At 56.5% G+C, this 26,101-nt stretch carries 25 protein-coding genes; 13 read left to right on the top strand and 12 right to left on the bottom strand.

The genetic code is table 11. The annotated features are described in order from the left end of the window. Positions 1-66: 66 nt before the first annotated feature. Positions 67-1,080 carry an alpha/beta hydrolase gene (locus tag O3C79_RS03865; protein ID WP_494384878.1) on the top strand — a complete coding sequence of 338 codons (1,014 nt, stop codon included), beginning with the start codon at positions 67-69 and terminating at the stop codon, positions 1,078-1,080. Between the two features lie 75 nt (positions 1,081-1,155). Here O3C79_RS03865 and serA read toward each other — a convergent pair whose 3' ends face one another. The 3 genes from serA to O3C79_RS03880 all read right to left on the bottom strand — a co-directional run bounded on the left by serA (position 1,156) and on the right by O3C79_RS03880 (position 3,834). After that, entirely contained in the window at positions 1,156-2,388 is a 1,233-nt protein-coding gene (gene serA, locus O3C79_RS03870) for a phosphoglycerate dehydrogenase (protein ID WP_010324725.1), read from the bottom strand. Positions 2,389-2,583: 195 nt separating this feature from the next. Further along, positions 2,584-2,865 carry a pyrimidine/purine nucleoside phosphorylase gene (ppnP, locus tag O3C79_RS03875; RefSeq protein WP_010324724.1) on the bottom strand — a complete coding sequence of 94 codons (282 nt, stop codon included), beginning with the start codon at positions 2,863-2,865 and terminating at the stop codon, positions 2,584-2,586. An 84-nt stretch (positions 2,866-2,949) separates the two neighbouring features. Next, a complete protein-coding gene (locus O3C79_RS03880; RefSeq protein WP_494384879.1) occupies positions 2,950-3,834 on the bottom strand; it encodes a LysR family transcriptional regulator in 885 nt (294 codons plus the stop codon). Between the two features lie 106 nt (positions 3,835-3,940). Between O3C79_RS03880 and O3C79_RS03885 the strand changes: the two genes are divergently transcribed. From O3C79_RS03885 to O3C79_RS03895, 3 genes are all read left to right on the top strand, one after another. Next, complete coding sequence (locus O3C79_RS03885) at positions 3,941-5,140, top strand: MFS transporter (RefSeq protein WP_494384880.1); 1,200 nt, start codon at positions 3,941-3,943, stop codon at positions 5,138-5,140. A gap of 44 nt (positions 5,141-5,184) precedes the next feature. Continuing rightward, positions 5,185-5,856, top strand: a complete 672-nt coding sequence (locus tag O3C79_RS03890) for a fumarylacetoacetate hydrolase family protein (protein WP_494384881.1) — start codon at positions 5,185-5,187, stop codon at positions 5,854-5,856. 68 nt (positions 5,857-5,924) lie between these two features. Continuing rightward, entirely contained in the window at positions 5,925-6,338 is a 414-nt protein-coding gene (locus O3C79_RS03895) for a CopD family protein (RefSeq protein WP_494384882.1), read from the top strand. Between the two features lie 10 nt (positions 6,339-6,348). Here O3C79_RS03895 and O3C79_RS03900 read toward each other — a convergent pair whose 3' ends face one another. The 8 genes from O3C79_RS03900 to O3C79_RS03935 all read right to left on the bottom strand — a co-directional run bounded on the left by O3C79_RS03900 (position 6,349) and on the right by O3C79_RS03935 (position 15,101). Beyond that, a complete protein-coding gene (locus O3C79_RS03900; RefSeq protein WP_494384883.1) occupies positions 6,349-6,990 on the bottom strand; it encodes a ubiquinone biosynthesis accessory factor UbiJ in 642 nt (213 codons plus the stop codon). Between the two features lie 39 nt (positions 6,991-7,029). After that, the gene (gene ubiE, locus O3C79_RS03905; RefSeq protein ID WP_010324718.1) at positions 7,030-7,788 is read right to left on the bottom strand and encodes a bifunctional demethylmenaquinone methyltransferase/2-methoxy-6-polyprenyl-1,4-benzoquinol methylase UbiE; all 759 of its coding nucleotides are present in this window, start codon (positions 7,786-7,788) and stop codon (positions 7,030-7,032) included. Between the two features lie 78 nt (positions 7,789-7,866). Then, positions 7,867-8,247: a gamma-butyrobetaine hydroxylase family protein gene (locus O3C79_RS03910; protein WP_494384884.1), complete on the bottom strand. Its 381-nt coding sequence runs from the start codon at positions 8,245-8,247 to the stop codon at positions 7,867-7,869. A 63-nt stretch (positions 8,248-8,310) separates the two neighbouring features. Then, a complete protein-coding gene (hslU, locus tag O3C79_RS03915) occupies positions 8,311-9,651 on the bottom strand; it encodes an ATP-dependent protease ATPase subunit HslU (protein ID WP_494384885.1) in 1,341 nt (446 codons plus the stop codon). Positions 9,652-9,653: 2 nt separating this feature from the next. Beyond that, positions 9,654-10,193 (bottom strand): ATP-dependent protease subunit HslV, encoded by a 540-nt coding sequence (gene hslV, locus O3C79_RS03920; protein ID WP_010324715.1) that lies wholly within the window; start codon positions 10,191-10,193, stop codon positions 9,654-9,656. Positions 10,194-10,272: 79 nt separating this feature from the next. Next, positions 10,273-10,920, bottom strand: a complete 648-nt coding sequence (locus O3C79_RS03925) for an SPOR domain-containing protein (RefSeq protein WP_494384886.1) — start codon at positions 10,918-10,920, stop codon at positions 10,273-10,275. 3 nt (positions 10,921-10,923) lie between these two features. After that, positions 10,924-12,681 (bottom strand): arginine--tRNA ligase, encoded by a 1,758-nt coding sequence (gene argS / locus O3C79_RS03930; RefSeq protein ID WP_494384887.1) that lies wholly within the window; start codon positions 12,679-12,681, stop codon positions 10,924-10,926. A gap of 215 nt (positions 12,682-12,896) precedes the next feature. Continuing rightward, positions 12,897-15,101, bottom strand: coding sequence for a primosomal protein N' (locus O3C79_RS03935; RefSeq protein ID WP_494384888.1), 2,205 nt, complete (start codon positions 15,099-15,101; stop codon positions 12,897-12,899). A 311-nt stretch (positions 15,102-15,412) separates the two neighbouring features. Between O3C79_RS03935 and rpmE the strand changes: the two genes are divergently transcribed. The 3 genes from rpmE (at position 15,413) to O3C79_RS03950 (ending at position 17,780) form a co-directional block, all read left to right on the top strand. After that, positions 15,413-15,628 (top strand): 50S ribosomal protein L31, encoded by a 216-nt coding sequence (gene rpmE / locus O3C79_RS03940; RefSeq protein ID WP_010324711.1) that lies wholly within the window; start codon positions 15,413-15,415, stop codon positions 15,626-15,628. Positions 15,629-15,719: 91 nt separating this feature from the next. Then, the gene (locus O3C79_RS03945; RefSeq protein ID WP_494384889.1) at positions 15,720-16,436 is read left to right on the top strand and encodes a thermonuclease family protein; all 717 of its coding nucleotides are present in this window, start codon (positions 15,720-15,722) and stop codon (positions 16,434-16,436) included. Between the two features lie 99 nt (positions 16,437-16,535). Beyond that, a complete protein-coding gene (locus O3C79_RS03950; protein ID WP_494384890.1) occupies positions 16,536-17,780 on the top strand; it encodes a malic enzyme-like NAD(P)-binding protein in 1,245 nt (414 codons plus the stop codon). 117 nt (positions 17,781-17,897) lie between these two features. Here O3C79_RS03950 and O3C79_RS03955 read toward each other — a convergent pair whose 3' ends face one another. Next, positions 17,898-20,384 (bottom strand): penicillin-binding protein 1A, encoded by a 2,487-nt coding sequence (locus O3C79_RS03955; RefSeq protein ID WP_494384891.1) that lies wholly within the window; start codon positions 20,382-20,384, stop codon positions 17,898-17,900. A gap of 157 nt (positions 20,385-20,541) precedes the next feature. On the opposite strand from O3C79_RS03955, the gene pilM reads away from it, so the two are divergent. The 6 genes from pilM to aroK are packed head-to-tail and all read left to right on the top strand — an operon-like array spanning position 20,542 to position 26,078. Beyond that, a complete protein-coding gene (pilM, locus tag O3C79_RS03960) occupies positions 20,542-21,600 on the top strand; it encodes a type IV pilus assembly protein PilM (RefSeq protein WP_494384892.1) in 1,059 nt (352 codons plus the stop codon). Between the two features lie 18 nt (positions 21,601-21,618). Beyond that, on the top strand, positions 21,619-22,167 hold the full coding sequence (locus O3C79_RS03965) for a PilN domain-containing protein (protein WP_494384893.1): 549 nt from the start codon (positions 21,619-21,621) through the stop codon (positions 22,165-22,167). Continuing rightward, the gene (locus O3C79_RS03970; protein ID WP_494384894.1) at positions 22,167-22,778 is read left to right on the top strand and encodes a type IV pilus inner membrane component PilO; all 612 of its coding nucleotides are present in this window, start codon (positions 22,167-22,169) and stop codon (positions 22,776-22,778) included. Before O3C79_RS03965 ends, O3C79_RS03970 begins: the two co-directional genes overlap by 1 nt. Further along, positions 22,762-23,319: a pilus assembly protein PilP gene (locus O3C79_RS03975; protein ID WP_494384895.1), complete on the top strand. Its 558-nt coding sequence runs from the start codon at positions 22,762-22,764 to the stop codon at positions 23,317-23,319. Before O3C79_RS03970 ends, O3C79_RS03975 begins: the two co-directional genes overlap by 17 nt. 14 nt (positions 23,320-23,333) lie before the next feature. Then, entirely contained in the window at positions 23,334-25,514 is a 2,181-nt protein-coding gene (locus tag O3C79_RS03980) for a type IV pilus secretin PilQ (protein ID WP_494384896.1), read from the top strand. Between the two features lie 36 nt (positions 25,515-25,550). Further along, on the top strand, positions 25,551-26,078 hold the full coding sequence (gene aroK, locus O3C79_RS03985; RefSeq protein WP_272941707.1) for a shikimate kinase AroK: 528 nt from the start codon (positions 25,551-25,553) through the stop codon (positions 26,076-26,078). Positions 26,079-26,101: the final 23 nt, after the last annotated feature.

Raw genomic sequence — 26,101 nt, forward strand, 5'->3', positions numbered from 1 at the left:
GTCAAGATCAGCTCATGGAGTGGAGGCACTATAGGGACAGCGTAAACAGAGCATAGGAGCATGACCGTGAACAGAACAAGAATAATAGCGTCGGATAATCATGCCGCAGCCAATTTTCATCCCTGCCGGCTGCGTGAGTCACTGGATTCCTTTATGCCGGGAGTTCAGACACTCTGCAATACTGAACTTCAGGCGTACCTGGATTTTTATGGCCTGCAGCCAGCGATTGCGATGTCGACCTACAACATGGGCGTTGAGCTGCTGGGCGATACCCAGCTGGTGGTGCAACGCTTCAGCCGTGCCCACAGCCGTGGTACCGCGATTCTGGTACATGGCTATACCGATCATGCCGGTTTGTTTCGACACCTGATTACTCATCTGTTGCAGCAGCACTGGGATGTACTCATTTTTGATCTGTCCGGTCATGGCCTGTCCGGAGGCCAGCGGCTGCAGATCGACAGCTTCAACACCTATGCCCGCCAGCTGGCGGGGCTGCTCAAACGGCATCAGCATCGCCTTCAGGCGCCCTGGGTCGGTATCGGTCAGAGTACCGGCAGTGCCATTCTGCTAAAGGCGCAACTGCAGCAATGCTTAGGTGGCCTGCCCATGGTGGACCAGATTTTGCTGTCGCCACTGATTCGCCCTTATCAATATCAGCGTGTCGAGCGCACCTATCGCTGGCTGCACTGGTGTATTCGTCGGGTGCATCGCGAGCCAACGGAAAGCTCCAATGATGCGAGCTTCACCGAGTTTGTGCGTCATCAGGACCCCTTGCAGGAACATTTTGTCGATGTGGGCTGGGTCGGTGCCATGCTGGACTGGGTTGAACAGGCTGAAACCGCTGCTCCCCTGGACCATTCGGCCCTGATTATTCAGGGGACTGATGATCGCACACTGGACTGGGAACATAACCTGGATGTGCTGGCTGGCCTGCTGCCCAATGCCAGCATTGAGAGGCTGACGGCAGCACGCCACCATCTGGTGAATGAAGCCGAGCCCTGGCGTCAGGAGGTGTTTGATCGCATCAGCGCGCGCCTGCGGCGCTGCAATGCAGGGTTTCCCATGGCGGTTGGCAGTTAAGACAGGCCGCTGAAACAGAAAAGGGGCAGCCTTATGGCTGCCCCTTTTCGGGTCAATCAATCTGGCAAAAAGCGATCAGAACAGACGGCGGCAGCGGATGGTGCCGGTGATCTGCTGCAGTTTGTCCAGTGCCAGCTTGGAGCAGTCGGCGTCGACATCGACCACCACGTAGCCAACGGTATCGTTGGTCTGCAGGTACTGACCGGAAACGTTGATGCCGTTTTCGGAGAACACGGTGTTGATCTGGGTAAGGATACCCGGGATGTTCTCGTGTACGTGCAGCAGACGATGCTTGTTCGGGTGTTCCGGTAGCGCCACTTCCGGGAAGTTCACGGAGGTGATGGAAGAACCGTTGTCGCTGTACTTGACCAGCTTCTCGGCCACTTCGTAGCCAATGTTTTCCTGGGCTTCCATAGTGGAGCCGCCCACATGCGGGGTCAGGATGACATTGTCGAATTCACGCAGCGGGCTGATGAATTCGTCGTTGTTGCTGCGGGGCTCGACCGGGAATACGTCGATGGCAGCGCCCAGCAGTTTGCCGGCTTTCAGCGCGTCGCACAGGGCGTCGATGTCGACAACGGTACCACGGGCGGCGTTGATGAAGATGGCGTCCTGCTTGATCTGTTCGAACTGGGTCTTGGCCATCATATCCTTGGTCGCAGCCGTTTCCGGTACGTGCAGGGTGATGATGTCACACATGCCCAGCAGTTCCGGCAGGGAGCTGACCTGCTTGGCGTTGCCCAGCGGCAGTTTGGTGATGACGTCGTAGAAGTAGACATCCATGCCCAGACCTTCGGCCAGTACGCTCAGCTGGGAGCCGATGCTGCCGTAGCCGACGATACCCAGCTTCTTGCCGCGGATCTCGTAGGAGTTCTTGGCGCTCTTCTGCCACTCACCACGGTGAGCCTTGGCATTTTTTTCCGCGACGCCGCGCAGCAGGATAATCGCTTCTGCCAGTACCAGTTCGGCTACGGAACGGGTGTTGGAGTAGGGCGCATTGAATACCGCGATACCGCTTTCGGTTGCCGCTCGCAGGTCCACCTGGTTGGTGCCGATGCAGAAACAGCCGACAGCAACCAGCTTCTCTGCTGCTTCAAACACCTGACGGGTCAGCTGGGTGCGGGAACGGATGCCGATGAAGTGGACGTCACGAACTTTTTCGATCAGTTCCTCTTCCGGCAGGGAACCGGTGTGGAATTCGATGTTGGTGTAGCCCTGCGCGTTCAGCGTGTCGATCGCGGACTGGTGCACGCCTTCCAGCAACAGAATCTTGATCTTGCTCTTATCCAGAGAAGTAGTTTTGCTCATCTTCTGCGACTCATGCTGCAGCTGGGCGGTGGAAATTCGTCCAGCCAAGGGAAAAATTGAGGCGCAAGTGTAGCACAAAGTCGAAGGTTTTTTTGTGGCAGGGCAAGATGCGGTGCGGAAAATTATTCAGCTCAACTTGAGCCGGACTGAAGGGAAACGCTGCCGGGACCAGTCAGCCCGGCAGCGGTACCGCGATCAGCTGTAGTAGCAGAGGTAAGCGGTGGGTGTTTCGATACGGGCGTCGAAGGAATCACCGGCAGTGATGTTGAACTCTGTGCCGGCGGGGAATTCGGTCCACTCGTCGCTGCCCGGCAGGCGCACGGTCAGCTGGCCTGCTGTCACGATCATGCGCTCGTTCTGGCTGGTGCCGAAGGTGAATTCACCCGGCATCATGACGCCGGATGTGGCCGGACCTTCCGGTGTTTCAAATGCGATGGATACGACCTTGCCGTCGAAATAGGTGTTGGTGCTGAGCATGGGCTCTCCTTATCAATCTGTCGCTATTGGCAGCCTGCTCGGCCGCTATGGGGACGGCAAGCATAATCCGCTCGCTCCTCGGCGTCATCTGTTTCCGTTTCCGGCATGCTCCAGTACCAGGTCGGCAAAGGTCTGGTTGGCACGTGACAGTCGATGGCCCTTGCGCCAGGCCAGTGACAGATCAAGCCAGACCGTGGGCGCAAAGGGCACGGCGACCAGCGCCGGGTCATCGGCAACCACCATCTCCAGCAGGGTGGTGATACCAAAGCCGTGGGCCACGATCTGTTTGATCAAGGGAATCAGGTTGGTTTCAAAGCCGATACGGGGCGTTACACCGGCTTTCTGGCTGATCTGATCAATTACTTCACGATGGAAGTACCCTTCCTTGAATAGCACCAATTCCTCGGCAAAAAATGCGTCATAACTGATGCTGTCAGCCTCTGCCAGGGCATGGTCGGCGGGCAGAATCGCGACCATCTGGGCACCGAGGAAGCGGTGTGTTTCCAGGTCGTCGGGCGGATCATCGGTGACGATGACGCCCATATCGATCTCACCGGAATGGATCATCTGCTGTAGCTTGCGGGTGCCGGCTTCCACCACTTCCAGGCGAATGCCAGGGTAGCGATGACGAAAAGCCATGAGAATGGGCGGAAAGTAATAGGAGCCCAGCATGCTGGGGATGCCGACGCGTACTTCGCCCCCTTCCAGTGTGTGCAGTTCGCGCATGTCGCGCTCGGCATCCGACACCGCCTGCACGATGGTGCGGGCATGGCGCAGCAATACTTCGCCTTCGTCGGTCAGGCGTACCTGTTTCCCCTGACGATCAAACAGGGACAGGTCCAGTTGCTGTTCCAGCTTGCGGATCGACATGCTGATGGCCGGTTGGGCGATATGCAGCTGCTCGGCGGCGGCGGTAAAACCGCCGGTTTCGGCAACGGTCAGGAAGTATTTCAGGCTGCGCAGGTCCATATCAATTTCCGTTATGGAATACATAAAATCTATATATTTAAATGATTTTAGTCCGCCTGCTATTGTGCCGCCATATCCTTCGTCCACTTCTCTACAGGACAGCTCAATGATCGTTTCCGGCAGCAGCGCCTTCTGGCGTGCGACTCTGGCGTTATGCCTGGGGTCCTTCATGATTTTTGCCAACGTCTATATTACTCAGCCACTGCTGCCGATGCTGGCGCAGGCGTTTGAGGTGTCGGCGCTGGAAGCGGGCTGGACCTTCACCGTCACCACGCTGACGCTGGGGCTGTCGCTGCTGATCTGGGGGCCGCTGTCTGATGCGCTGGGCCGACGCTGGATCATGTTGCTGACCATGGGCGGTGCCACACTGGTGACGTTGATGCTCTCCTTTATCGAGCATTACACCGCCATGCTGGCGCTGAGGGCGGTGCAGGGCGTGCTGCTGGCGGGGCTGCCGGCGGTGGCGATTGCCTGGATGGGCGATGAGTTTGAGCGGGAAGCCATGCTGGTGGCTGTGGGCCTGTATATCGGCGGCAACAGCCTGGGGGGTATCAGCGGACGTTTGATCGGCGGGTTTGTCGGTGACTGGCTGGGCTGGTCCAACGCCTTCCTGGTGATGACGCTGGTGAGTCTGTTCTGCCTAGTGGTCTTTGCACTCCTGCTGCCGGAATCACGTCATTTCCGACCTCAGCCACTGAAGCCGGGGCGCATGCTGGCGGACTTGGGCAGTCATCTGCGTAATCCCGTGCTGCTGCTGGCCTATCTGATCGGTGGCTTTAACTTCTTCATTTTCATCAACCAGTACAGCTACATAACCTTCGTCCTGTCCGAGGCTCCCTACAGCCTGCCGGCCAGTGTGCTGGGCATGCTGTTTCTGACCTATCTGTCGGGCACCTTTGGTTCTGCCATCTCTGGCAAGGTGGGGCAGAAGCTGGCGCAACCATTGTGTATGGCGCTGGGGGTTCTGATCCTGATGAACGGCACGCTGTTGACGCTGTTCGATACGCTCTGGCTGATCATTGTCGGTTTTCTGGTGAACAGCTTCGGCTTCTTCTTTGCCCACTCCAGTGCCAGCAGCTGGGTCAGTCAGAACGCCCGGCATGCCCGCGCGAGTGCGTCTTCCCTGTATCTGCTGTTCTACTACACCGGCGCCAGCTGTGGCGGCTTTTATCTGCACCCCTTCTGGGAGCGCCTGGGTTGGCAGGGCGTGGTGCTGGGGTCATTGATTGTGCTGGCCGGTACGCTGGCATTGAGCCTGGTGCTCTATCGTTTACAGCAGACGCGCCTGGCGGCTGCCCCGGCCTGATCTGTTAAACTGTGGACAAAACCGGTTGTCAGGAGATCTGCAAAATGAGTTATCAACATCGCGCGGCGGGTGAGCATGAGCTGGACCTGCCGCTGGGCAAGGTGGTCTGCATTGGCCGCAACTACGCCGACCACGCCCGCGAACTGAACAACCCCGTTCCCACCGAGCCCATCCTGTTTATCAAGCCCGCGACTTCCGTGGTGCCGATGGAAGAAGCTTTCACGGTTCCCGAAGGTAAGGGTGCGGTGCACTTTGAAACCGAGATGGCCATTCTGATTGGCGAAACCCTGAAGGATGCGGATGAACAGCAGGCGATGCATGGCATTGCCGGTATCGGTCTGGGCCTGGATATGACCCTGCGTGAAGTGCAGGACAGTCTGAAGCAGAAGGGACAGCCCTGGGAAAAATCCAAGTGTTTCGATGGCGCCTGCCCGCTGTCGGCGTTCCTTTCACCCGCGTCTGTAAATGATCTGGCCGACGTTCAGATCCGTTTGACGGTTAACGGTGAGGTGCGTCAGGACGGTAACTCGGCACAGATGGTAACCCCGGTGCTGAAGCTGCTGAGCTATGCCAGCCAGTGGTTCACCCTGGAGCCTGGCGATGTGGTGCTGACCGGTACACCGGCGGGAGTCGGGCCGGTTCAACCGGGCGATCAGCTGCGGGTGGAACTGGTGGACCTGCTGCGGGTCGAAACCTCGGTTAAAGCGCTCGGTTAACTTCCGGGTTGGCCAGCGCCATTCATCGACAAGGACTGACGCTCGTGACGAGCGGCTGAGGGGACTCTATGCTCTGGTTTAAAATGCTCCATATTCTGGCCATGACCAGCTGGATGGCGGGAATTTTCTATCTGCCGCGTATCTTTGTGCATTATGTGGAAGGCCGTGAGGCAGGGCAGGATGTGGCCCGTCTGGAGATCATGGCGCGCAAGCTCTATGGCTTCATGACCATTATGGCCGTGTTCACGCTGGGGTTGGGGCTTTGGCTCTGGCTGGGCTATGGCTTCAGCGGGGGCTGGCTGCATGCCAAGCTGCTGTTTGTAGTCTTTTTGATTGGCTACCATGTCTGGTGCCGTGCCTACCTGAAACAGCTTCAGCGCGGTGAGTTGAGTCGCAGCGGTCGCTACTTCCGTTTGTACAACGAATTGCCGCTGCTGATCTTTATCCCGATATTGATTTTTGTGGTGGTGAAACCCTTTTAAGACATCAGGGTCAGTCAGGCTGCTCACTGCTTGAGTGGCCTGAACGCTGCTGCTCCAGCTGTGCGATGCGTGCCTCCAGGCGGTCACTGGCATCGCGCAGCTCATCCACTTCATCCTGCCAGATTTCGATCTCAACCCGTGTTGGCAGCAGGCGTGCTTCCTCATGCAGGTATTCTTCCAGACTGAGCATCAGGCTGTTGCCGCTGTAGCGTAGTTGCTGAGTCGCCGAGCGAAGCAGGTTGGCCAGCGGGTGTGCTGCAGTATCGCCGATCAGGTCGGCCAGCCAGGCTTCCCAATCGATCTGGCTATCGGCCAGAATCTGTTGCAGGCGGTGTACCAGACCGCTGTCACCTTCGATGCTAACGCCGCGGCCGAACAACACCTGGTTACCGGCCTGGGGCAGGCGCATCAAATTGAAGGCAGAACCACGAATGCAGGCGTCTGGCTCGGTAGCGCTTTCTGCCAGCAGGTCGATGCCCTGTGCATGCGGCAGCAGGTAAAGATGGCACTCGGGACGGCTGCACTCGATGCGGATTTCGCGTCCTGACAGTGCCTCCAGCTGTTTCAGCGTCACCGGATCGCACGCCAGTACACGGTTGAGGCTTTCTTCCGCCAGTGTCAGCAGAGTGGCATTGATCATTCCGGTGGCCATGACAGTACTCGCTTCAGAGGGCTGGGTTCAGGGGCGTGCTCAGGGCTTGATGCCGGTATGCAGGGCCACGACACCGCCGGTCATGTTCTGGTAGCGGGTGTTCACGAAGCCTGCGCTATCCATCATCCCTTTCAGGGTTTCCTGATCCGGGTGTTTGCGGATGGATTCAGCCAGGTAGCGGTAGCTTTCGGCGTCACCGGCGATGACCTTGCCCATCTGCGGCAGGATATTGAACGAATAGAAATCGTACATCTTGGTCAAGGCAGGGTTATCGGTCTTGGAAAACTCCAGAATCATCAATTTGCCTCCGGGCTTGAGCACGCGCAGCATGGAGGCCAGAGCTGCATTCTGGTCGGTGACATTGCGCAGGCCGAAGGCGATGGTGATCACATCGAAGGTGTTATCGTCGAACGGCAGGCACTCGGCGTTGGCCTGAACGTACTCCACGTTACCGGTGACGCCGGAGTTGAGCAGCTTGTCGCGGCCCACCTTGAGCATGGAGTCGTTGATGTCGGCCAGTACTACTTTGCCTTCCTGACCCACCATGCGGGCAAATTTGCGCGTCAGGTCGCCGGTACCGCCGGCAATATCCAGTACCTTGTGGCCGCGACGCACACCGGACTGGTCGATGGTGAGGCGCTTCCACAGTCGGTGGATGCCGCCGGACATGAGGTCATTCATCAGATCATACTTACCGGCCACCGAGTGGAAGACATCGGCGACACGCTTTACCTTCTCTTCGACCGGGACGTCCTGATAGCCGAAGTGAGTGGTTTTCTTTTCGTTCTGCTCTGACATGATTCTCTGTCCGACTGTTACTCAAAAGATGCCCGCATTCTACTCCGCAGAGAATAGTTTGTCGCACTGGTGTGAGGCTTAACCCCGGGCGATCAAACCATTGTCACGCGAAGCACCGGCTGCTTCCAGCTGTTGCAGGTAACGCTGCCAGTATTCGTCCTGATTATGCGTCAGGTCATGCAGGTATTCCCAGGTATAGAGGCCCGAGTCGTGACCATCATCAAAGCTGATCTTGAGGGCGTAGTTGCCGGCGGGCTCAACGCCCTTGAAGCCGACATGTTTCTTGCCTGTTTGCAGCACGCCGTTGCCGATACCGTGTCCACGCACTTCGGCCGAGGGTGAATGTACGCGCAGGAATTCAGCGGTCAGTTCATAGACGCCATCAGCGTAGATCAGCTCCAGGGTTTTGGACTTCAGGTGTAACTTGATATCGGAAGGCAGGGGAACCGAGGTATTCATGGTGGGGCTCCGTAAGCAACCGGAGCAGCATGGCTGCCCCGGCAGTCAAAAAGATCGAGAGTCTTACAAAATGTAGTGACTCAGGTCTTCATCATGGCTCAGTTCATTCAACTGCGCATCCACATACGCAGCATCGACGACAACGGTTTCACCGTGCTTGTCGGAGGCCACGAATGACAGCTCGTCCAGCAGACGTTCCATCATCGTGTGCAGGCGGCGGGCACCGATGTTCTCGGTCTGCTCGTTCACCTCGTAGGCCAGTTCGGCGATGCGGGCGATGCCATCATCGGTGAACTCGACAGTGACGCCTTCAGTCGCCAACAGTGCCTTGTACTGCTCGGTCAGGGAGGCTTTGGGCTCGGTCAGGATGCGACGGAAGTCTTCCGGCGTCAGCGCGTTCAACTCGACGCGGATCGGCAGACGGCCCTGCAACTCCGGAATCAGATCGGATGGGCGCGCCAGGTGGAAGGCACCGGAGGCGATAAACAGGATATGGTCGGTTTTGACCATGCCGTACTTGGTGCTCACGGTGCAGCCTTCGATCAGCGGCAGCAGGTCACGCTGCACGCCTTCACGGGAGACATCACCGCCGCTGTTGCTTTCACCGCGCTTGCAGACCTTGTCGATCTCGTCGAGGAAGACGATACCGTTCTGCTCCACCATCTCAACGGCTTTCTGCTTGGTCTCTTCTTCCTTGATCAGGCCGGCTGCTTCTTCATCGGTCAGCAGTTTGAAGGCATCCTTCACCTTGAGGCGCTGGCTCTTCTTGCGGTCCTGACCCATGTTGGAGAACATGTTCTGCAGCTGGCTGGTCATCTCTTCCATGCCCGGAGGGGCCATGATTTCGACGCCCATGGGCTGCTGGGAGACCTCGATATCGATCTCCTTGTCATCCAGCTGGCCTTCACGCAGCTTCTTGCGGAAGATCTGGCGAGTGGCGCTGTCGGTTTTGCTCGGTTCTTCTTCATTGCCATAGCTGGTCGGGCGAGCCGGCGGCAGCAGAGCATCGAGGATGCGCTCTTCGGCAGCTTCTTCGGCGCGGAAGCGAACCCCTTCCATTGCCTGTTCGCGTACCATTTTGACGGCCATCTCGACCAGGTCGCGGACGATGGTTTCCACATCGCGGCCGACATAACCGACTTCGGTGAACTTGGTCGCTTCGACCTTGATGAACGGCGCGTTGGCCAGTTTGGCCAGACGGCGGGCAATTTCGGTTTTACCAACGCCGGTGGGGCCGATCATCAGAATGTTTTTCGGGGTAACTTCCGGGCGCAGCTCTTCGTCCAGCTGCATGCGACGCCAGCGGTTACGCAGAGCGATTGAGACGGAGCGCTTGGCGTCGTCCTGACCGATGATGTGACGGTTGAGTTCATGCACGATCTCGCGCGGGGTCATGTTGGACATGCTCAGTTCTCCTCGCGGCTGTTGGCCAGGGTTTCAATGGTCAGGTTGTCGTTGGTGAAGACGCAGATGCCGGCGGCAATGTGCAGGCTCTTCTCCACGATATCGCGGGCGCTCAGTTCTGTGTTTTCCACCAGTGCGCGGGCAGAAGCCAGGGCGTAGTTGCCGCCGGAGCCGATGGCGATGACACCGTCTTCCGGCTCGATGACGTCACCGTTACCTGAAATCAGATAGGTTTTTTCCTGGTTGGCCACCAGCATCAGCGCTTCAAGGCGGCGCAGGGCGCGGTCGGAACGCCACTCACGGGCGAGATGGATGACCGCATTCACGATGTTGCCCTGGTGCTTGTCCAGCTGCTGCTCGAACAGGTCACGCAGGGTGATGGCGTCTGCAGTACTGCCGGCAAACCCCGTGATCACCTGGTGCTTGGGCAGGGTATTAACCTTTTTGGCGGTGCCTTTCATTACGGTATTGCCAAGTGAAACCTGGCCATCACCGCCAACCACTACCTGGTCGCCACGGCGCACGGAAACAATTGTTGTCATAACAGAAAAATCCTATCGGTATCTCTAATGCCTACAGATATGGATGCAGGTGACAGGATTTCAAGGGGGGAGACCCGGATCAGTCGATCCGGATCTGCATTGGCAGGATACTGAGCTTGCCCAGCTTGTTACGCGCCTTGTTCATGGCCGTCTTGTTGTCGAACGGGCCCAGGCGAACACGGTACCAGATGCCACTGCTGCCGGAGGACTGATCCACCTTCACGCCGGGCAGTCCCTGCAGGATCAGCTTGGCGCGCATGCTCTCGGCATCGGACTTGTTACGGAAGGAACCGGCCTGTAACAGGTAACGGTGCTCCATCTTGGCGTCCTTGGGCGTGGACTTGTACACATCCACCTTGGGCGCCACCACTTCCGTTTTGGGCAGCATTTCGTAGAACTCAAACTTGCTTTGCTTGGGTTCTTCAGCTGCCGGTGCCGGCTGGGGCTCCGCTTTTGCCACGGGCTTCGCCGCCGGTTTGGGAGCCGGCTTGGGCGCGACCTTTTCTACCTTGGGCGTAGTGGCCGTGCTCGGTTGCGGTGGTGTCTGCAGCAGGGTATACAGCAGAAAGCCGAGCCCGCCCAATACCAGGGGAGTGAACAGTATCAGACCCCAGGGCTTGTGCCTTGGCGGTGGCGGGGCTGCTTTTTTTGGCGCTGCCTTGCGCGGCTGGGCGCGGCTGGCACTGTTGCCGCCACGCCGCTTGCGAGCGTAATCCTGCTTCGCCATGGGTTACATCTGCTCCGGTGCGGACACGCCCAGCAGTTTGAGGCCGTTGGCCAGTACCTGGCGTACAGAGACGCTCAGGGTCAGGCGGGCATTACGCAGTTCGGCATCATCGATGATCAGCTTGTGGCCGTTGTACCAGGTGTGGAAGTCACCGGCCAGATCGCGCAGATAGTTGGCCAGCATGTGCGGTTCGAAGTTGAGCGCCGCGTGCTGCAGGGTTTCCGGATACTTGGCCAGCTGCTTGACCAGGTCCTTCTCGGTTTCGCTTTCCAGACGCTCCAGAGACGCCAGGCCGGCAGCCTGATCCCAGGCCATGCCTTCGCTGTCCAGCTTGCGTAGTACCGAGCAGACACGTGCGTGGGCGTACTGGATGTAGTAAACCGGGTTGTCCTTGGATTCGGACTTGGCCAGCTCCAGGTCGAAGTCCATGTGCTGGTCCGCCTTGCGGGTCACATAGAAGAAGCGGCAGGCGTCGTTACCCACTTCGTTGCGCAGCTCACGCAGGGTGACGAAGGAACCGGAGCGGGTGGACATCTGCACGCGTTCGCTGCCGCGATACAGTATGGCGAACTGGACAAGACGCACTTCCAGTTTCTCCGGGTCGTAGCCCATCGCCTGGATGGCGGCTTTAACACGGGCGATATAGCCGTGGTGGTCAGCACCCCAGATATTCACGACCTTGTCGAAGCCACGCTCGAACTTGTTCATGTGGTAGGCGATGTCGGACGCGAAGTAGGTGGTCTGGCCATTGGCGCGTTTGACCACGCGGTCCTTGTCATCACCGAAGTCGGTGGAACGGAACCAGAGGTTGCCTTCTTCTTCGTACAAGTAGCCCTTGGCTTCCAGCTGCTCCAGCGCACGGCTGACATCACCGCTGTTGGTCAGGGAGCGTTCGGAGAACCATTCCTGGTAATCAACACCAAACTCGGACAGGTCTTCACGAATATCGCCCAGAATGGCGGTCAGGCCAGCATCGAACACGGTTTCGTAGTCATCACCCAGCAGCTGGCGGGCACGCTCGATCAGTGCATCGATGTGGATTTCCTTGTCACCACCGGCCGGTTCGTCGGCGGGGATCTCAAAGAAAACGTCGGCAGCCGGGAAGTTGAAGCGGTCGCCATGGTCCTTGATCAGGTCGTTGGCGATATCGCGAATGTAGTAACCCTGGTAGCCATTGCTGGGGAAGGTCAGTTCCTGGTCGTTCAGTTCCAGGTAACGCAGCCAGACACTGACAGCCAGAATGTTCATCTGACGGCCGGCATCGTTGACATAATATTCACGTTCCACTTCCACGCCGGCGGCTTCCAGCAGGTCAGAAACGGTCGCGCCGTAGGCGGCACCACGGCCATGGCCCACGTGCAGCGGGCCGGTCGGGTTGGCGGATACGAATTCGACCTGCATGCGCGGGCCCGAGTTGGGCTGAGCGCGGCCAAAGCTGTCGCCTTGCTCCAGGATCTCGCCAACAACGGCAAAGGTTGATGCCTGGTTGGCGAAGAAGTTGATGAAGCCGGGGCCTGCAATCTCGGTTTTGTCGACGCTGCCGGACTGGGGCAGGGCATCACAGATTTGCTGTGCCAGTTCGCGCGGGTTTCGTCGTGCCGGCTTGGCCAGAGTCAGGGCAATGTTGCTGGCGAAGTCGCCGTGCGCCTTGTCGCGGGTGTTTTCCACCTGGATGTTGGGCGTGATGTCGGCCGGCAGGGTGCCGTCTGCGATCAGGGAATCGAGAGCCGTCTCGATCAACTGGGCAATCTGTTCTTTCATCGGGGTACTCTGGCTGGAATTGACGATCAGAATGATGCAATAAACCGGACATTATACGCCCTGCAGGTGGTCAATTGCCAATCAGTCGCAGCGCGTTGCCGGTACGGGATGTTGATGAAGGGGGGGAGAATGGCTGGGTGCTGTGGTGTGCAGTCGAGCGGTCATGGATGACGCACAGCGTGACACCTGCATGCTGCAGTACCCAGAGCCACGGCCTAGTAACTGTCGATCGGGTCCACATCCAGAGTCCAGCGCACCCGCCGTGCTTCCGGGTGTTCCTGCATCATGCTGACCAGCAGAGCCAGGGCTTGATGTAAGGGCTTGCGTTGCCCGGCTTGAATCAGCATCTGGGCGCGGAACAGGCCGGCGCGCTTCTCCATCAAGGCCGGGAAAGGGCCGATGCAGTGCACGTGTTCGGGCAGATATTGCTGTCCCCACTCACGCAGGCTGAGCAGAAAGTTATCCGCCAGCCCCTGACGGTTGGCTTCAGCCCGGATCAGAGCATGATGGGAGAAGGGGGGCAGATGACCGCCTTGACGCAGGCGCAGTTCTTCACGGGCAAAAGGCTCGTAGCCGGCGTGTACCAGCGTGTTGAGCATGGGGTGATCGGCTTGCATGGTCTGCAGCACTACCTCGCCGGGATGATCCGCACGACCTGCACGTCCGGCCACTTGTAGAGTGAGCTGAGCAGTTTTCTCCATGCCGCGGAAGTCGGCGCTGAACAGGCCTGCATCGGCATCAAGTATGGCGACCAGGGTCACCTTGGGAAAATGGTGGCCCTTGGCCAGCATCTGGGTGCCCACCAGAATGCAGGGCTCGCCCTTGTGAACTTCGGTCATGATCTTTTCCAGTGCGTTTTTGCGCTGGGTGCTGTCACGGTCCACGCGATGGATGGGTACATCCGGGAAGTGGACCTGCAAACGATCTTCGATGCGTTCGGTGCCGCTGCCAGCGGGGCGCAACTGGTCGCTGCCGCACTGGCCGCAGCGGCGCGGGATCGGTGTCTGGCGGTCGCAGTGGTGGCAGTGCAGGTGCGGTGGCTGGCGGTGGAGTGTCATGCGAGCGTCGCAGCGGGTGCAATCCACGGGGGTGCCGCAGTCATGGCATACCAGTGCCGGCGAAAAACCGCGCCGGTTGAGGAATATCAGTGCCTGAGTCCCCTGGCGCAAATGCTGGTGAATACGGGCAAGCAGGCCGGAGGACAGGCCAGCATCCAGCGTTTGCTGCTTGATATCCATTAGCTCAAATTTAGGTGGTTGTGCGTTACCGGCGCGTTGGGTCAGGCGCAGGTGCTCAAAGCGGCCGCTGAGCGCATTTTGCAATGATTCCAGCGAAGGTGTGGCGCTACCCAGGAGGACGGGTACGTTGAGTTGGCGGGCACGGTACACGGCCAGGTCGCGAGCGTGATAGCGGAAGCCATCCTGCTGCTTAAATGACCCATCATGCTCTTCGTCGACAATAATGATGCCGGGATGCTTGAGAGGGGTGAAAATGGCCGAACGCGTGCCGATCAAGATACGGGCACTGCCTTCGCGGGCCCAGAGCCAGGCATCCAGGCGCTGGCGGTCGGTCATGCCTGAATGCAGGGCCAGAACCGGGACATTGAAGCGCGCCTTGAAACGGGCGGTTGTCTGCGGTGTGAGGCCGATTTCGGGTACCAGTACCAGTGCTTGCTTGCCCTGTTCCAATACGTGCTGAATCGCCTGCAGGTACACTTCGGTCTTGCCCGAGCCGGTAACGCCTTCCAGCAGTAGCGGCAGGAATCCGTTGGCCTGCTGGAGACGTGAAACCACGGCTCCCTGTTCGTTATTCAGGGTCAGGGGGGCTTCGCGCAGCACCTGTTCCTGCTCGTCGGCGTGTGGCAGTTGCGGGCGCTTTTCCATGCTGGTCGCCAGTCCTTTACTCTCCAGCGTTCGCAGCAACTTGGGGTCACCCCCCTCTGCCTTCAGAGCATCGGTACTGATGCCTTGAGGGTGCTCCAGTAGCAGTTGCAGCAGTTCGCGCTGGCGATGGGCATTGCTGGCCAGCAGAGACAATGCCGCATCCTGACTGGCGCGCCATAGGGTTTGATGCTGAAATCGGTCCGACTGCCCCTGGCGCAAGAGTACGGGCAGGGCTTGCTGAAGTGCATCCCCCAGAGGGTGCTGGTAGTAGCGCGCAGCCCAGCAGGTCAGCTGATAAAGCTCATCGCAGAGCACCGGTGTTTCATCCAGCACTTCCAGAGCAGCTTTGAGTTTGTCAGGTGGACAGTCGCTCTCGGTTTCTGCAACCCGGTCGACCAGAATGCCGATCACCTCACGGTTACCGAAGGGGACGCGTACCCTGCACCCGGGCGTTGCATCAACTGCGCCGTATACGGGCGGTCGATAGTCAAACAGGCGGTGCAAGGGAGAGGGTATTGCCAGACGAAAAATCAGCATCGGCGGGGCACATATGGGTTGGCTTTGATCATGGCGCTAGTCTAACAGGCGAGAGCCAGACAACCTATGCTGGCCAAGCGGCTTGGCAAGGTGCTTATTAAGGTGGCGCTAAAGCCCTTTTTTGCTTGTGAGTGGCGATTTGCATGCGTATAATTTTGCGCCTTAGTTGTAACGAACGACGGCTGTCTTTTGACGGGCAAAGTGTTTCAGGCATATTGCTCGGGCAATGATAAGCCGATCCAGAATCGTGCGGTGCCTGGCGGCAATGAATTCGACCGGGTGGCGGCACGCCAATTTTATCGAGGTTTGAGATGAAAGCTGGTATCCATCCGGAATACACCGAAATCACAGTTACCTGCTCTTGCGGTAACGTAATGAACACCCGCTCTACTATGGGTAAAGACATGCTGGTCGACGTATGCAGCCAGTGTCACCCGTTTTACACAGGCAAGCAGAAGGAAGCGACTTCTGGTGGCCGTGTTGACCGCTTCAAGAAACGTTTCGGTTCTCGTGGCTTCAAGAACTAAGCAGTTCTTGCCAAGAGAGCACACGAAGAAGGCACCCCACTGGGGTGCCTTTTTTGTTTGTGCCTTGCTGACACTGTTCCCGTTTGGACAGGTGTCAGCTCAAGAGGGAGCCTGTCCCCGGCTGCCCGGTGGTACCTATGCCAGGGTGGTGCATGTGTATGATGGCGATACGCTGAAGCTGGCCGATGGACGCCGTATTCGTTTGCTGGGTATAAATACACCCGAACTGGGTCGAGACGGGCGTCAGGATCAACCGTTTGCACGCAGTGCAGCCCAGTGGCTAGAGGTGCACACGAAAGGCCGCGAGGTGTATTGGGTGCAAAGCCGGGGCAAGCAGGACCGCTATGGTCGCATGCTTGCTCACGTTTATCTGCCGGATGGCCGTCTGGTTGCCGAGGGGTTGGCTGCGGCAGGTCTTGGGCACGTGCTGGCCAGAGGTGTAGGCCCAAGTCTGGAAAGCTGCCTTTTTAAAGCCGAGGCACGCGCCAAACGTGCCGGCAAGGGCGTGTGGCAGCAGGGCGCTCGCCAGGCAAGCGATATTCGTCAGGGTGGCTTTGCACTGGTAAAAGGCCGTATTACTCGCGTAACCCGGACATCGTCCGGCGTTTATGTCGATCTGGATAATCACCTGGCCCTGTTTCTGCCTGTCGAGCTGAAGGCTCAAGGGGCATCCGGCTGGCGCAAAGGCCAGCTGTTACAGGCGCGAGGCTGGGTCATTGATCGCCAGTTACGCGGTCAAGCGCAGTCATCAGGACGTCAACGCTGGTTGCTGAAAATCACCCATTTACGCCATCTGCAGAGGCTCTGAAGTCGTAATAAGCATCGTCTGAAGGGCGGTTGTTGTGGATATTGCTTTTATATATGATGCAAGTCCGTCTTTTTACAACCTTAGTTGGAAACAGCAACCATGTCTCAAGACTTTAAACAAGCTGCCCTCGATTATCACGAGTTTCCTCGTCCGGGCAAAATCAGTGTAGAGCTGTCTACCTCTGCTGAGACTTCTCGCGATCTTTCCCTGGCGTACTCGCCGGGTGTGGCCGAGCCGGTCCGTGAGATCGCCAAGGACCCTGAAGCAGCGTACCGCTACACTGCCAAGGGTAACCTGGTTGCCGTGATCTCCAACGGTTCCGCTATCCTGGGTCTGGGCGACCTGGGTCCGTTGGCTTCCAAGCCGGTAATGGAAGGTAAGTCCCTGCTGTTCAAGCGTTTCGCCAATATCGACTCCATTGATATCGAAGTGGACGCAGAGAGCCCGCAGGCCTTCATCGATACGGTTGCCCGTATTGCTGAAACCTTTGGTGGAATCAATCTGGAAGACATCAAGGCACCTGAATGCTTCGAGATCGAGCGCGTCCTGATCGAACGCTGCAACATCCCTGTATTCCATGATGACCAGCACGGTACCGCGATTGTAACGGCGGCCGGCATGATCAACGCACTGGAACTGGCCGGCAAGAAGCTGGAAGAAGCACAGATCGTATGCTTGGGTGCGGGCGCTGCTGCCAGCGCATGCATGAAGCTGCTGATCAATATGGGTGCCAAGGTCGAAAACATCTTCATGATTGACCGTAAGGGTGTGATCCACTCCGGTCGTGAAGATCTGACTCCGGAAAAAGCGGCATTTGCCACTGAAACCGATAAACGTACTCTGGAAGACGCAATTGAAGGCGCAGACGTATTCGTAGGTCTGTCCGGCCCTGATCTGCTGTCTCCGGAAAACCTGCTGAAGATGGCGGACAACCCGATCGTCTTCGCTTGCGCGAACCCTGATCCCGAAATTAAACCGGATCTGGCGCGTGCGACCCGCTCTGATGTGATCATGGCTACCGGTCGTTCCGATTACCCGAACCAGGTCAACAATGTCCTGGGCTTCCCGTTCATCTTCCGTGGTGCATTGGACGTACGTGCCACTGCCATCAACGAAGAAATGAAGGCTGCAGCGGTCCGTGCGCTGGCTGATCTGACTAAAGAGCCAGTAACGCCTGAAGTGCTGAACGCATACGGTCTGCAGGAACTGGAATTCGGTCGCGAGTACATCCTGCCGAAGGCAACGGACTCCCGCCTGCTGGGCGCGATTTCTCACGCTGTTGCCAAGGCGGCAATCGATACAGGCGTGGCGCGTCTGCCGATGCCTGAGCACTACCCGCTGTAAGCGGGTGGGTAAACCGCAGCATCGGGTGATGGTGCGGGAAGATACAAAAAAACCGCTGCTGAAGCAGCGGTTTTTTTATGTGTGAGTTTTTATGCCTGAGTCTGGAGGTCGGGGCGATTAGTAACTGAAGATGGCTTCAGTGGCCGGTGCCTGCATCTGCTGCTCCGGGCTGTGAGCCGTTTCAGTGGGTACATCCTCGGTACGGAAGTACTCATAGATGGCATTATCCTGACCGGAGTAAGCGCGTTTGCCACTGGCCGGATCGATGCGAATACGCACTACGCCCGCCGGTGCCGAAGGCCGATTCTCAGGCACGCCATCGAGCGCATCTTCCATAAAGTCGATCCAGATCGGCAGGGCTCGGCTGCTGCCATACTCGCCGCGTCCCAACGGGCTTGGCTGGTCAAAGCCGACCCAGGTGGTGGCGACCAACTCCGTGTTGAAGCCGCTGAACCAGACATCCTTCTGCTCGTTGGTGGTACCGGTTTTGCCGGCCAGGTCAGAGCGTTTCAATGCCAGAGCACGGCGTCCGGTGCCGCGATTGATAACATCGTTCATGATGTCATACATCAGGAAGGCGTTGCGCGGGCTGATGATGCGCTCGGCATACCGAGGTTGCTGGGGAGCATCGGCGGGCTGAAGAATTGAAGTCACCGCGATCTCGCCCTCTGCTGCCTGAGGCTCAGAGGGGGCAGGTTCAGTAACTACTGGTTCAGCTGTTGTGGTTGTATCCTGCTCACCGGTATCGCCTTCGCATTCCGGGCAGGCCTTCAGCGGGTTGGCCTTCAGCAGCATATTGCCTTCGGCGTCGGTAATGTGGCTGATCAGGTAGGGTTCGACGCGAAAACCACCGTTGGCCAGCGCGGCATAGCCCGTTACGACCTGAAGTGGTGTGGCCGAGGCGCTGCCAAGGGAGAGTGACAGGTTGGCCGGGAAGCGGTCGGGCTCGAAGCCAAAACGCAGCATGAACTGGCGTGCCTGCTCGATCCCCAGCGCACGCATCAAACGGATGGAGACCAGGTTACGGGAGCGATACAGCGCTTCTCGGAGGCGGGTTGGGCCGTTGAATTCGCCATTGTCGTTCTCGGGGCGCCAGGCACCTTCCAGGCTGACATCGTGAAACACCACTGGTGCATCGTTGATGATGGAGGCGGGGGTAAAGCCGTTTTCCAGCGCTGCCGTGTAAAGGAACGGCTTGATATTGGAGCCGGGCTGGCGGTAGGCCTGAGTCGCCCGGTTGAACTTGTTGTGGTAGAAGCTGAAACCACCCACCAGTGCGCGTACGGCACCATCCCGAGGGGCCAGGGCTGCCAGCGCACCCTGTACTTCGGGCAGCTGGGTCAGCTTAAGGTTACCTTCGGCATCATTCATAACGCGAATGACATCGCCGGCGCTGACGACATCGGCAGGCTTTTTGGGTGCCGGGCCTGTCCAGTGAATGCTGCGGAAAGGGCGCGCCCATTTGATGCCGGCCCAGTCCAAACGTACCTCGGTTTCGTCACGTAGCAGCAGGTCTGCGCCCTCTGCGTCCACGGCCAGCACCAGTGCCGGTTCCAGTCCTGCATAGGCAGTATGATTCTGCAGAGCATTGAGCTGATCGGCCGGGCTGAGCGATTCAATATCGATACTGGCTTCAGCGCCGCGGTAGCCATGGCGTTCGGTGTAATCCAGCAGTCCGCGACGGACGGCTGCGGTGGCTTCTGCCTGCATGCGGCTGTTGACGGTAGTCCACACACGGTAGCCGTCGGTATACAGGTCTTCACCGTAAAGCTCGAACAGCTGCTGTCGCACCACCTCGGCAATGTAAGGCGCATTCAGCTCGATATCGCTGCGGTGGTAGCGGGCGTGGACCGGTGTCTTGATAGCGACATCGTGGGCAGCGGTGTCGATGTAGCCCAGCTTGAGCATGCGACCAAGAATCCAGTCGCGACGTTCTTTGGCACGCTCAGGGTTGGTGATCGGATTGAAGGCTGAAGGCGCCTTGGGCAAACCGGCGATCATGGCCAGCTCAGCGAGGCTCAGCTCATCGATGTTCTTACCGTAGTAGGTATTGGCAGCGGCCTGAATGCCGTAGGAGCGGTGGCCCAGATAGATCTTGTTGATATAGAGTTCCATGATCTCCTGTTTATCCAGCTCACGCTCGATCTGCAGGGACAGCAGGATTTCAACAAACTTGCGCTTGAAGGTTTGCTCGCGAGTAAGGAAGAAGTTCTTTGCCACCTGCATGGTGATTGTCGAACCGCCGCTCTGAATGCGCCCGGTTGAAGCCAGCTGGAAAGCTGCTCGGGTCAAGCCGCGAATATCGATACCGAAATGGTCAAAAAAGCGGGCATCTTCTGCTGCCTGCAACGCTTTAATGAAATCGTCAGGAATTTGTTCGAAACTCACCGGGGCGCGTTTCTTTTCGCCAAATTCCGCGATCAGTTTGTCATCGCTGGAATAGATCCGCAGTGGCGTTTGGAATTTCACCTGTCGCAGTGTTTGCACATCCGGCATTTCTGGGCTGAAATAGAGATATGCCCCCGATAAAGCGACAACTCCCAGAAAGACGCCGATCAGCGACAGGGTTGCGAGCCATTTGAAAATACGTTTGAGAATTCGCATGCTGCCCTTCAAGATTAGCGAAAAAAATATAGAGCTGGATCATTATATAGGTGTGTGCTGGCGGGTCCAGAATGAACCGACAGTTTAAATTGTGCCCAATACAGGCTACATTGTGAGCGTTTGCGGGACTTCACCTGACTGATATAAGGAAAATGTCGTGCTCAGCTTTCTCAAGCCAAAGTCTGCCGGCTGGGTGGGAGTGGATATAGGCTCCTCTTCTGTCAAGCTTGTTGCACTCAGTCAACACGGACAGTCATATAGAATCGAGGGTTATGCCTCCGTTGCCTTGCCACCTACCGCTGTGGTTGATGGTAACGTTGAAATTCCGGGCGAAGTGTCTGATGCCGTCGAGCGAGGCCTTAAACTTTGTGGCGGCAAACTTAGTCACGCAGTAACCGCCGTTCCCTCTTCTGCCGTCATCACCAAACACCTTGAAATCAGCAACGCCTTTGCCGGCCTGGACCTGGAAGAGCAGGTGCAGATCGAGGCTGACCAGTTTATTCCCTACCCGCTGGATGAAGTCGCACTGGACTTTGAAGTACTGGGGCCTGTGGACAAGGCACCCGAGCTGAATGAAATCCTGTTGGTGGCCTGTCGTCGTGATGATACTGACGCACGTGAAGATGCCATTAATGGCTCAGGGCTCAAGTGCGAAGTGATCGATATTGATACCTACGCTATCGAACGCACCCTCCCGCTGCTGGAAACCGACCTGAGTAACGCTCCCATTATCGGGATTGTTGATATCGGTGCAGCGACTCTGACGCTAAACGTGTTCAAGGGCAGCAAGATTATCTACAACCGTGAGCAGGCGTTTGGCGGTAATGATCTCGCCAACATGATTCATCAGACGAACGGTATGGAAATTGCCGAAGTCGAGAAACAGCTGCATAGCGGTGAGCTGCCGGAAGATATCATGGAAAACCTGGTACTGCCTTTCCGCATGACTGTGGTTCAGCAGGTATCTCGAGCGCTGCAGTTCTATTATTCGTCTGGCTCACAGGGTCAGTTGAACAAGCTTTATCTGGCAGGCGGTACCTCCGGTATGGAGGGACTGCCCGCCATGGTTGAAGAAGAGATCGGTGTCGCTACCGATATAGCCAATCCCTTCCGCAACCTGGAAGTGGATGCCAAGATCAATCCAGCCCGTCTGGAAAAAGACGCGCCAGGCTTGTTGAAAGCCTGTGGTCTGGCGTTGAGAAGCTTCGATATTTAGGGATCATAGGGACTATGTATGGCGCGTATTAACCTCAGGCCCTGGCGAGAAGAACGAAACGAGCGACTCCAGAAGCGCTTTATAGGCAATCTGGTCGCATCTGCTGTGCTGGGCGGGCTGGTAGTTCTGGGTGTCAGCTACTACTACGACATGCAGATGGATCGTCAGGATGCCAGGAACAACTACCTGAAAACGGAAATTGCCAAGCTCGATCGCAAGATCAAGGAAATCAATGAGCTGCGTTCAAAACGTGAGCGTCTTCTGGAGCGCCTGAATGCCATTCAGGAGCTGCAGGGTAACCGGCCGGTAATCGTACGTAACTTTGATGAGCTGGTACGAGTGTTGCCGGATGGAACCTTTTACAACTCGCTTACACGTCGTGAAGAAGAAATTACAGTCGACGGCATGTCTGATGATAACGATGAAATTTCCGAACTCATGCGCCGGCTGGGCAGCTCCATCTGGTTTGATGAGCCTGACCTGAGTCGTGTGGATAAATCGGATGAGCAGAAGCGCTTCAATCTGCAGGTCAAAATGACGCGGCCAGATACTGAGGAGGCGAAGTAATGGCGGGTAATGCCCTCAAACAGGCCTTCCAGGGCTTTGATCCCAACAATCTGGATTTCAATCAGGCCGGTAACTGGCCGATTGGCGTCAAGGCGGTTGTATATATGCTGGTGTTTGCGATTGTGGTCGGTGCTGGTTTGCATTTTCTGGTACGCGACAAACATGATGCTTTGGAAAAAGAGATCGCTAAGGAGCATGACCTCAAAAACGAGTACCAGCGCAAGGCCTTTCAAGTGGCCAGTCTTGATGCACTTCGCAAGCAGATGGCGGATGTGGAAGGGCGGTTTGCCGAGTTGCTGAAACAGCTGCCAACTGAGAAGGAAGTGCCGGGCTTGCTGGAAGATATCACCGAAATCGGTCGTCAGGCAGGTCTGGAGTTCAACCTGATTGCACTGCAGCCGGAGCGTAAAGAGCAGTTTTATGTCGAGCTGCCTATACGTATTCAAGTCAGGGGTGACTATCACCAGATGGGCGAGTTCGTAAGCGGTGTTGCGGCGATTAAGCGAATCGTGACTTTACATGACTTTGCCTTGCAGCCTTCTGAAGATGAAAATAATGCTCTGTCAATGGAAATCAGCGCGAAGACCTACCGTTATGATGACACCAAGTAACAGCAAAAGGACCCTGCGTCTGGGCTTGGCAGCGCTGTTGATGTTGCCACTGACTGGCTGTATCTGGGTTGATGATACTGAGGACCTGGAACGCTACACGCGAGAACAGCAGGCCCGTCCCAGTGGCAAGATAGAACCTCTGCCGACCTTTAAGCCCTATGAAAGCTTTGTCTATGAAGGCGCCAGCCTGCGAGACCCTTTCCGTCCTCTGATACGGAATCAGGGCAAGCGTGAAGAGCTGCCGGATGATGGGGTTCAGCCTGATACTAATCGGCCCAAAGAATACCTGGAAGAATTTGCCGTTGAACAGCTGGAGATGGTGGGCATTATCACCCAGCCAGGCGAGCAAGAACTCTGGGCTTTGGTTCGAGACCCAAACAACGAAGTACACCGCGTGCACCAAGGAAACTACTTGGGCAACGATTATGGTGAAATCGTTGACATCAGTGAACGAGGGCTCGAACTGGTAGAAATTATTTCGAACGGACGTGGCGGGTGGATGCAGCGTCCACGCACTCTGTCGCTTGAAAAGCAGGATTGATAAGGATGCAGACCGTGAATACATATCGACAGACACAAAAAAACCGAATGCGGACTGGACGTCTCATCCCTTTCTGGCTGGTGGTGAGTGTAGCGGCACTGACGGGGCGTAGTGCTCTGGCCGAAGCAATCCTGCAGGATGTGGACTTTACAACCCTGCCGGGCAAGTCGGTGGAAGTGCAGATGACCTTCGATTCGGCTCCCTCTGAGCCCAAGGCTTATCTGATCGAGCAACCACCGCGTTTGGTTTTGGATCTCTGGGATGCCAGCAGCGCCATGGCTGCCAAAATGCTCTCCGTTCGTTCCGGCAGCATTGATAGTCTCCACTTTGCAGAAGCCAATGATCGTATGCGAGTGGTAGCTAACCTCAGTAGTGTTGCAGATTACAAAACCCGTATTGAAGGAAACCGTCTGTTTCTCGAAGTCGGCAGTGGCGTTACTCAGCCGGTACTGCAATCTGCCGAAGCACGCGCGCAGCAGAGCTCAAGCGGTGCGCGCATGGATAACAATGCACCCAGCGTACAGGGTGTCGATTTCCATCGCCTGGAAGGTGATGTTGGGCGTATTACTGTTGATCTTAGCAGTGCCGATGTGGGTCTGGATATCGTTGAAGAAGGTGGCAATATCGTTGTTAACCTGATTGGCGCAGGCCTGAAGTCCGATATGCAGCAGCGTCTGGATGTTCAGGACTTCGCGACTCCGGTCAATTTCATCGACACCATGGTGAAGGGTGATCATGCAAGTATTCTGATCAAGCCTGCAGCGATGCCTTACGACTACATGGCCTACCAGAGTGGTAGTCAGTTGGTCTTGGATTTCAAACCGCTCACGCCTGCTGAAAAGGAAGAGCAGAAGAATCTTTTCCCATACACTGGAGAAAAGATCGACTTGAACTTTCAGAATGTTGAAATCCGAACTGTGCTGCAGATCATTGCAGAGGTTTCCGAGAAAAACCTGGTTGTCAGTGATAACGTTCAGGGTAATATTACTCTGCGCCTGAAAAATGTGCCTTGGGATCAAGCGTTGGATATTGTTCTTAAGACTAAGGGGCTGGACAAGCGGGAAGCAGGCAACGTTTTACTTGTTGGTACTGTAGAAGAAATCGCAGAACGCGAAGCGGTTGAGTTGCAAAGCCAGCAGCAGGAAAAAGAAATTGCTCCGTTAGTAACTGACTTTATTCAGATCGACTACCGTAAAGCATCAGAGATCAAAGAACGTGTTATGGAAGCTAAAATGGTTTCCGAGCGTGGCTTTGTGATGGCCGATGATGAAACCAATACCCTGATGGTGCGCGAAACACCGAAGCAAATCGCCGAGATCCGAGATGTGATCAAGCGTTTCGATATTGAGGTAGCTCAGGTAATGGTTCAGGCTCGCCTGGTAACAGCTACCGATTCTGCTGCCAAGGAACTCGGCGTTCGTTGGGGGGCTGGCTACCGTGGAGATAACTATGTGATTGGTGGCTCACCAAATATGGGTGAAACACCGTATACGCATGATCCTAGTGTGGTTCAGCCAAACCCTGCTGATTACTTCGGTGCGACTCAAGAAGGTATGGATCAGTACCGAGAAGACCTTGAAGCTTACCGAGCTACACAGCAGATACCCAGTAACCTACTGGTAGATATGGGGTTGGAAGCAGCAACTTCTGGGCTTGCTTTTGGGTTTATTGATGGAAGTTTCTTGTTGTCTGGCGAGCTGCTGGCAATGGAAACAGACGGTCGCCTGGAGATTGTGTCTCAGCCCAAGGTTATCACAACCAATGGTAAGCCGGCGGTGATCAAGGCCGGTCAGGAAGTGCCTTTTCAAACAGTTGATGGTGATGGAGATATAACTGTCGAGTGGAAAGAAGTTGTCCTGAAGCTCGATGTTATCCCTCAGATCATTCCAGGGGATAAGGTACTGCTTGATTTGACGATCACTGAAGACTCTATCGGTGAAGAGTATGGTACCTTTGGTAACCGTTTGATTAACCGCCAAGAGCTGAAGACTTCAATTGTCGTTGGTGACGGTGAAACGATAGTGCTTGGTGGTGTACTACAAAATCAAACTGTTGAGGATGTTTCTAAAACTCCATTCTTGGGTGACATCCCGGTACTTGGGCATTTGTTTAAGAGCAGAATGAGCAGTAGTGAGAAACAGGAACTCTTGATCTTTATTACTCCACAGATGATCCGAGAGTCGCTTAGACGGTAAATAAATTCAGACGATAAGTACAAGAGCAGTAACAACTTGAATGTGTTTCTAATTGGCCCTATGGGTGCTGGCAAAAGCACCATAGGGCGTTTGCTTTCTCAAGAGCTTGGGCTTGAATTCTTCGATTCGGATCGTGAGATTGAGGCCCGGGCAGGTACCAATATCCCCTGGATTTTCGATGTTGAAGGCGAAAAAGGCTTTCGGCAGCGTGAAGAGCAGGCCATCGATGAACTGACACAGCGGGATAATATTATCCTGGCAACGGGTGGCGGAGCGGTATTGCGCGAAGCGAACCGTAAGCATCTGCAAAGCCGAGGTCTGGTGGTCTATCTGCATACCTCAATCGAGCAGCAGTTGGAACGAACGGCAAAGGATCGTAACCGGCCCTTGCTGCAGACCGAGAACCCCCGCGCTGTTCTGGAAAAGCTGATTGCCGAGCGTGATCCGCTGTACCGTTCCTGCTGTGATCTGATCATTAAAACCGATCGACGACGTCCCAGAGGGGTGGTGAATGACATCGTTCGCTTTTCTCGACGTCAGCAGCCGCTAAAATCAGTTGAATAAATCCTTCCTCGGAGACTCTCCAC

This window comes from Marinobacterium sp. NO-S09, assembly GCF_059179545.1.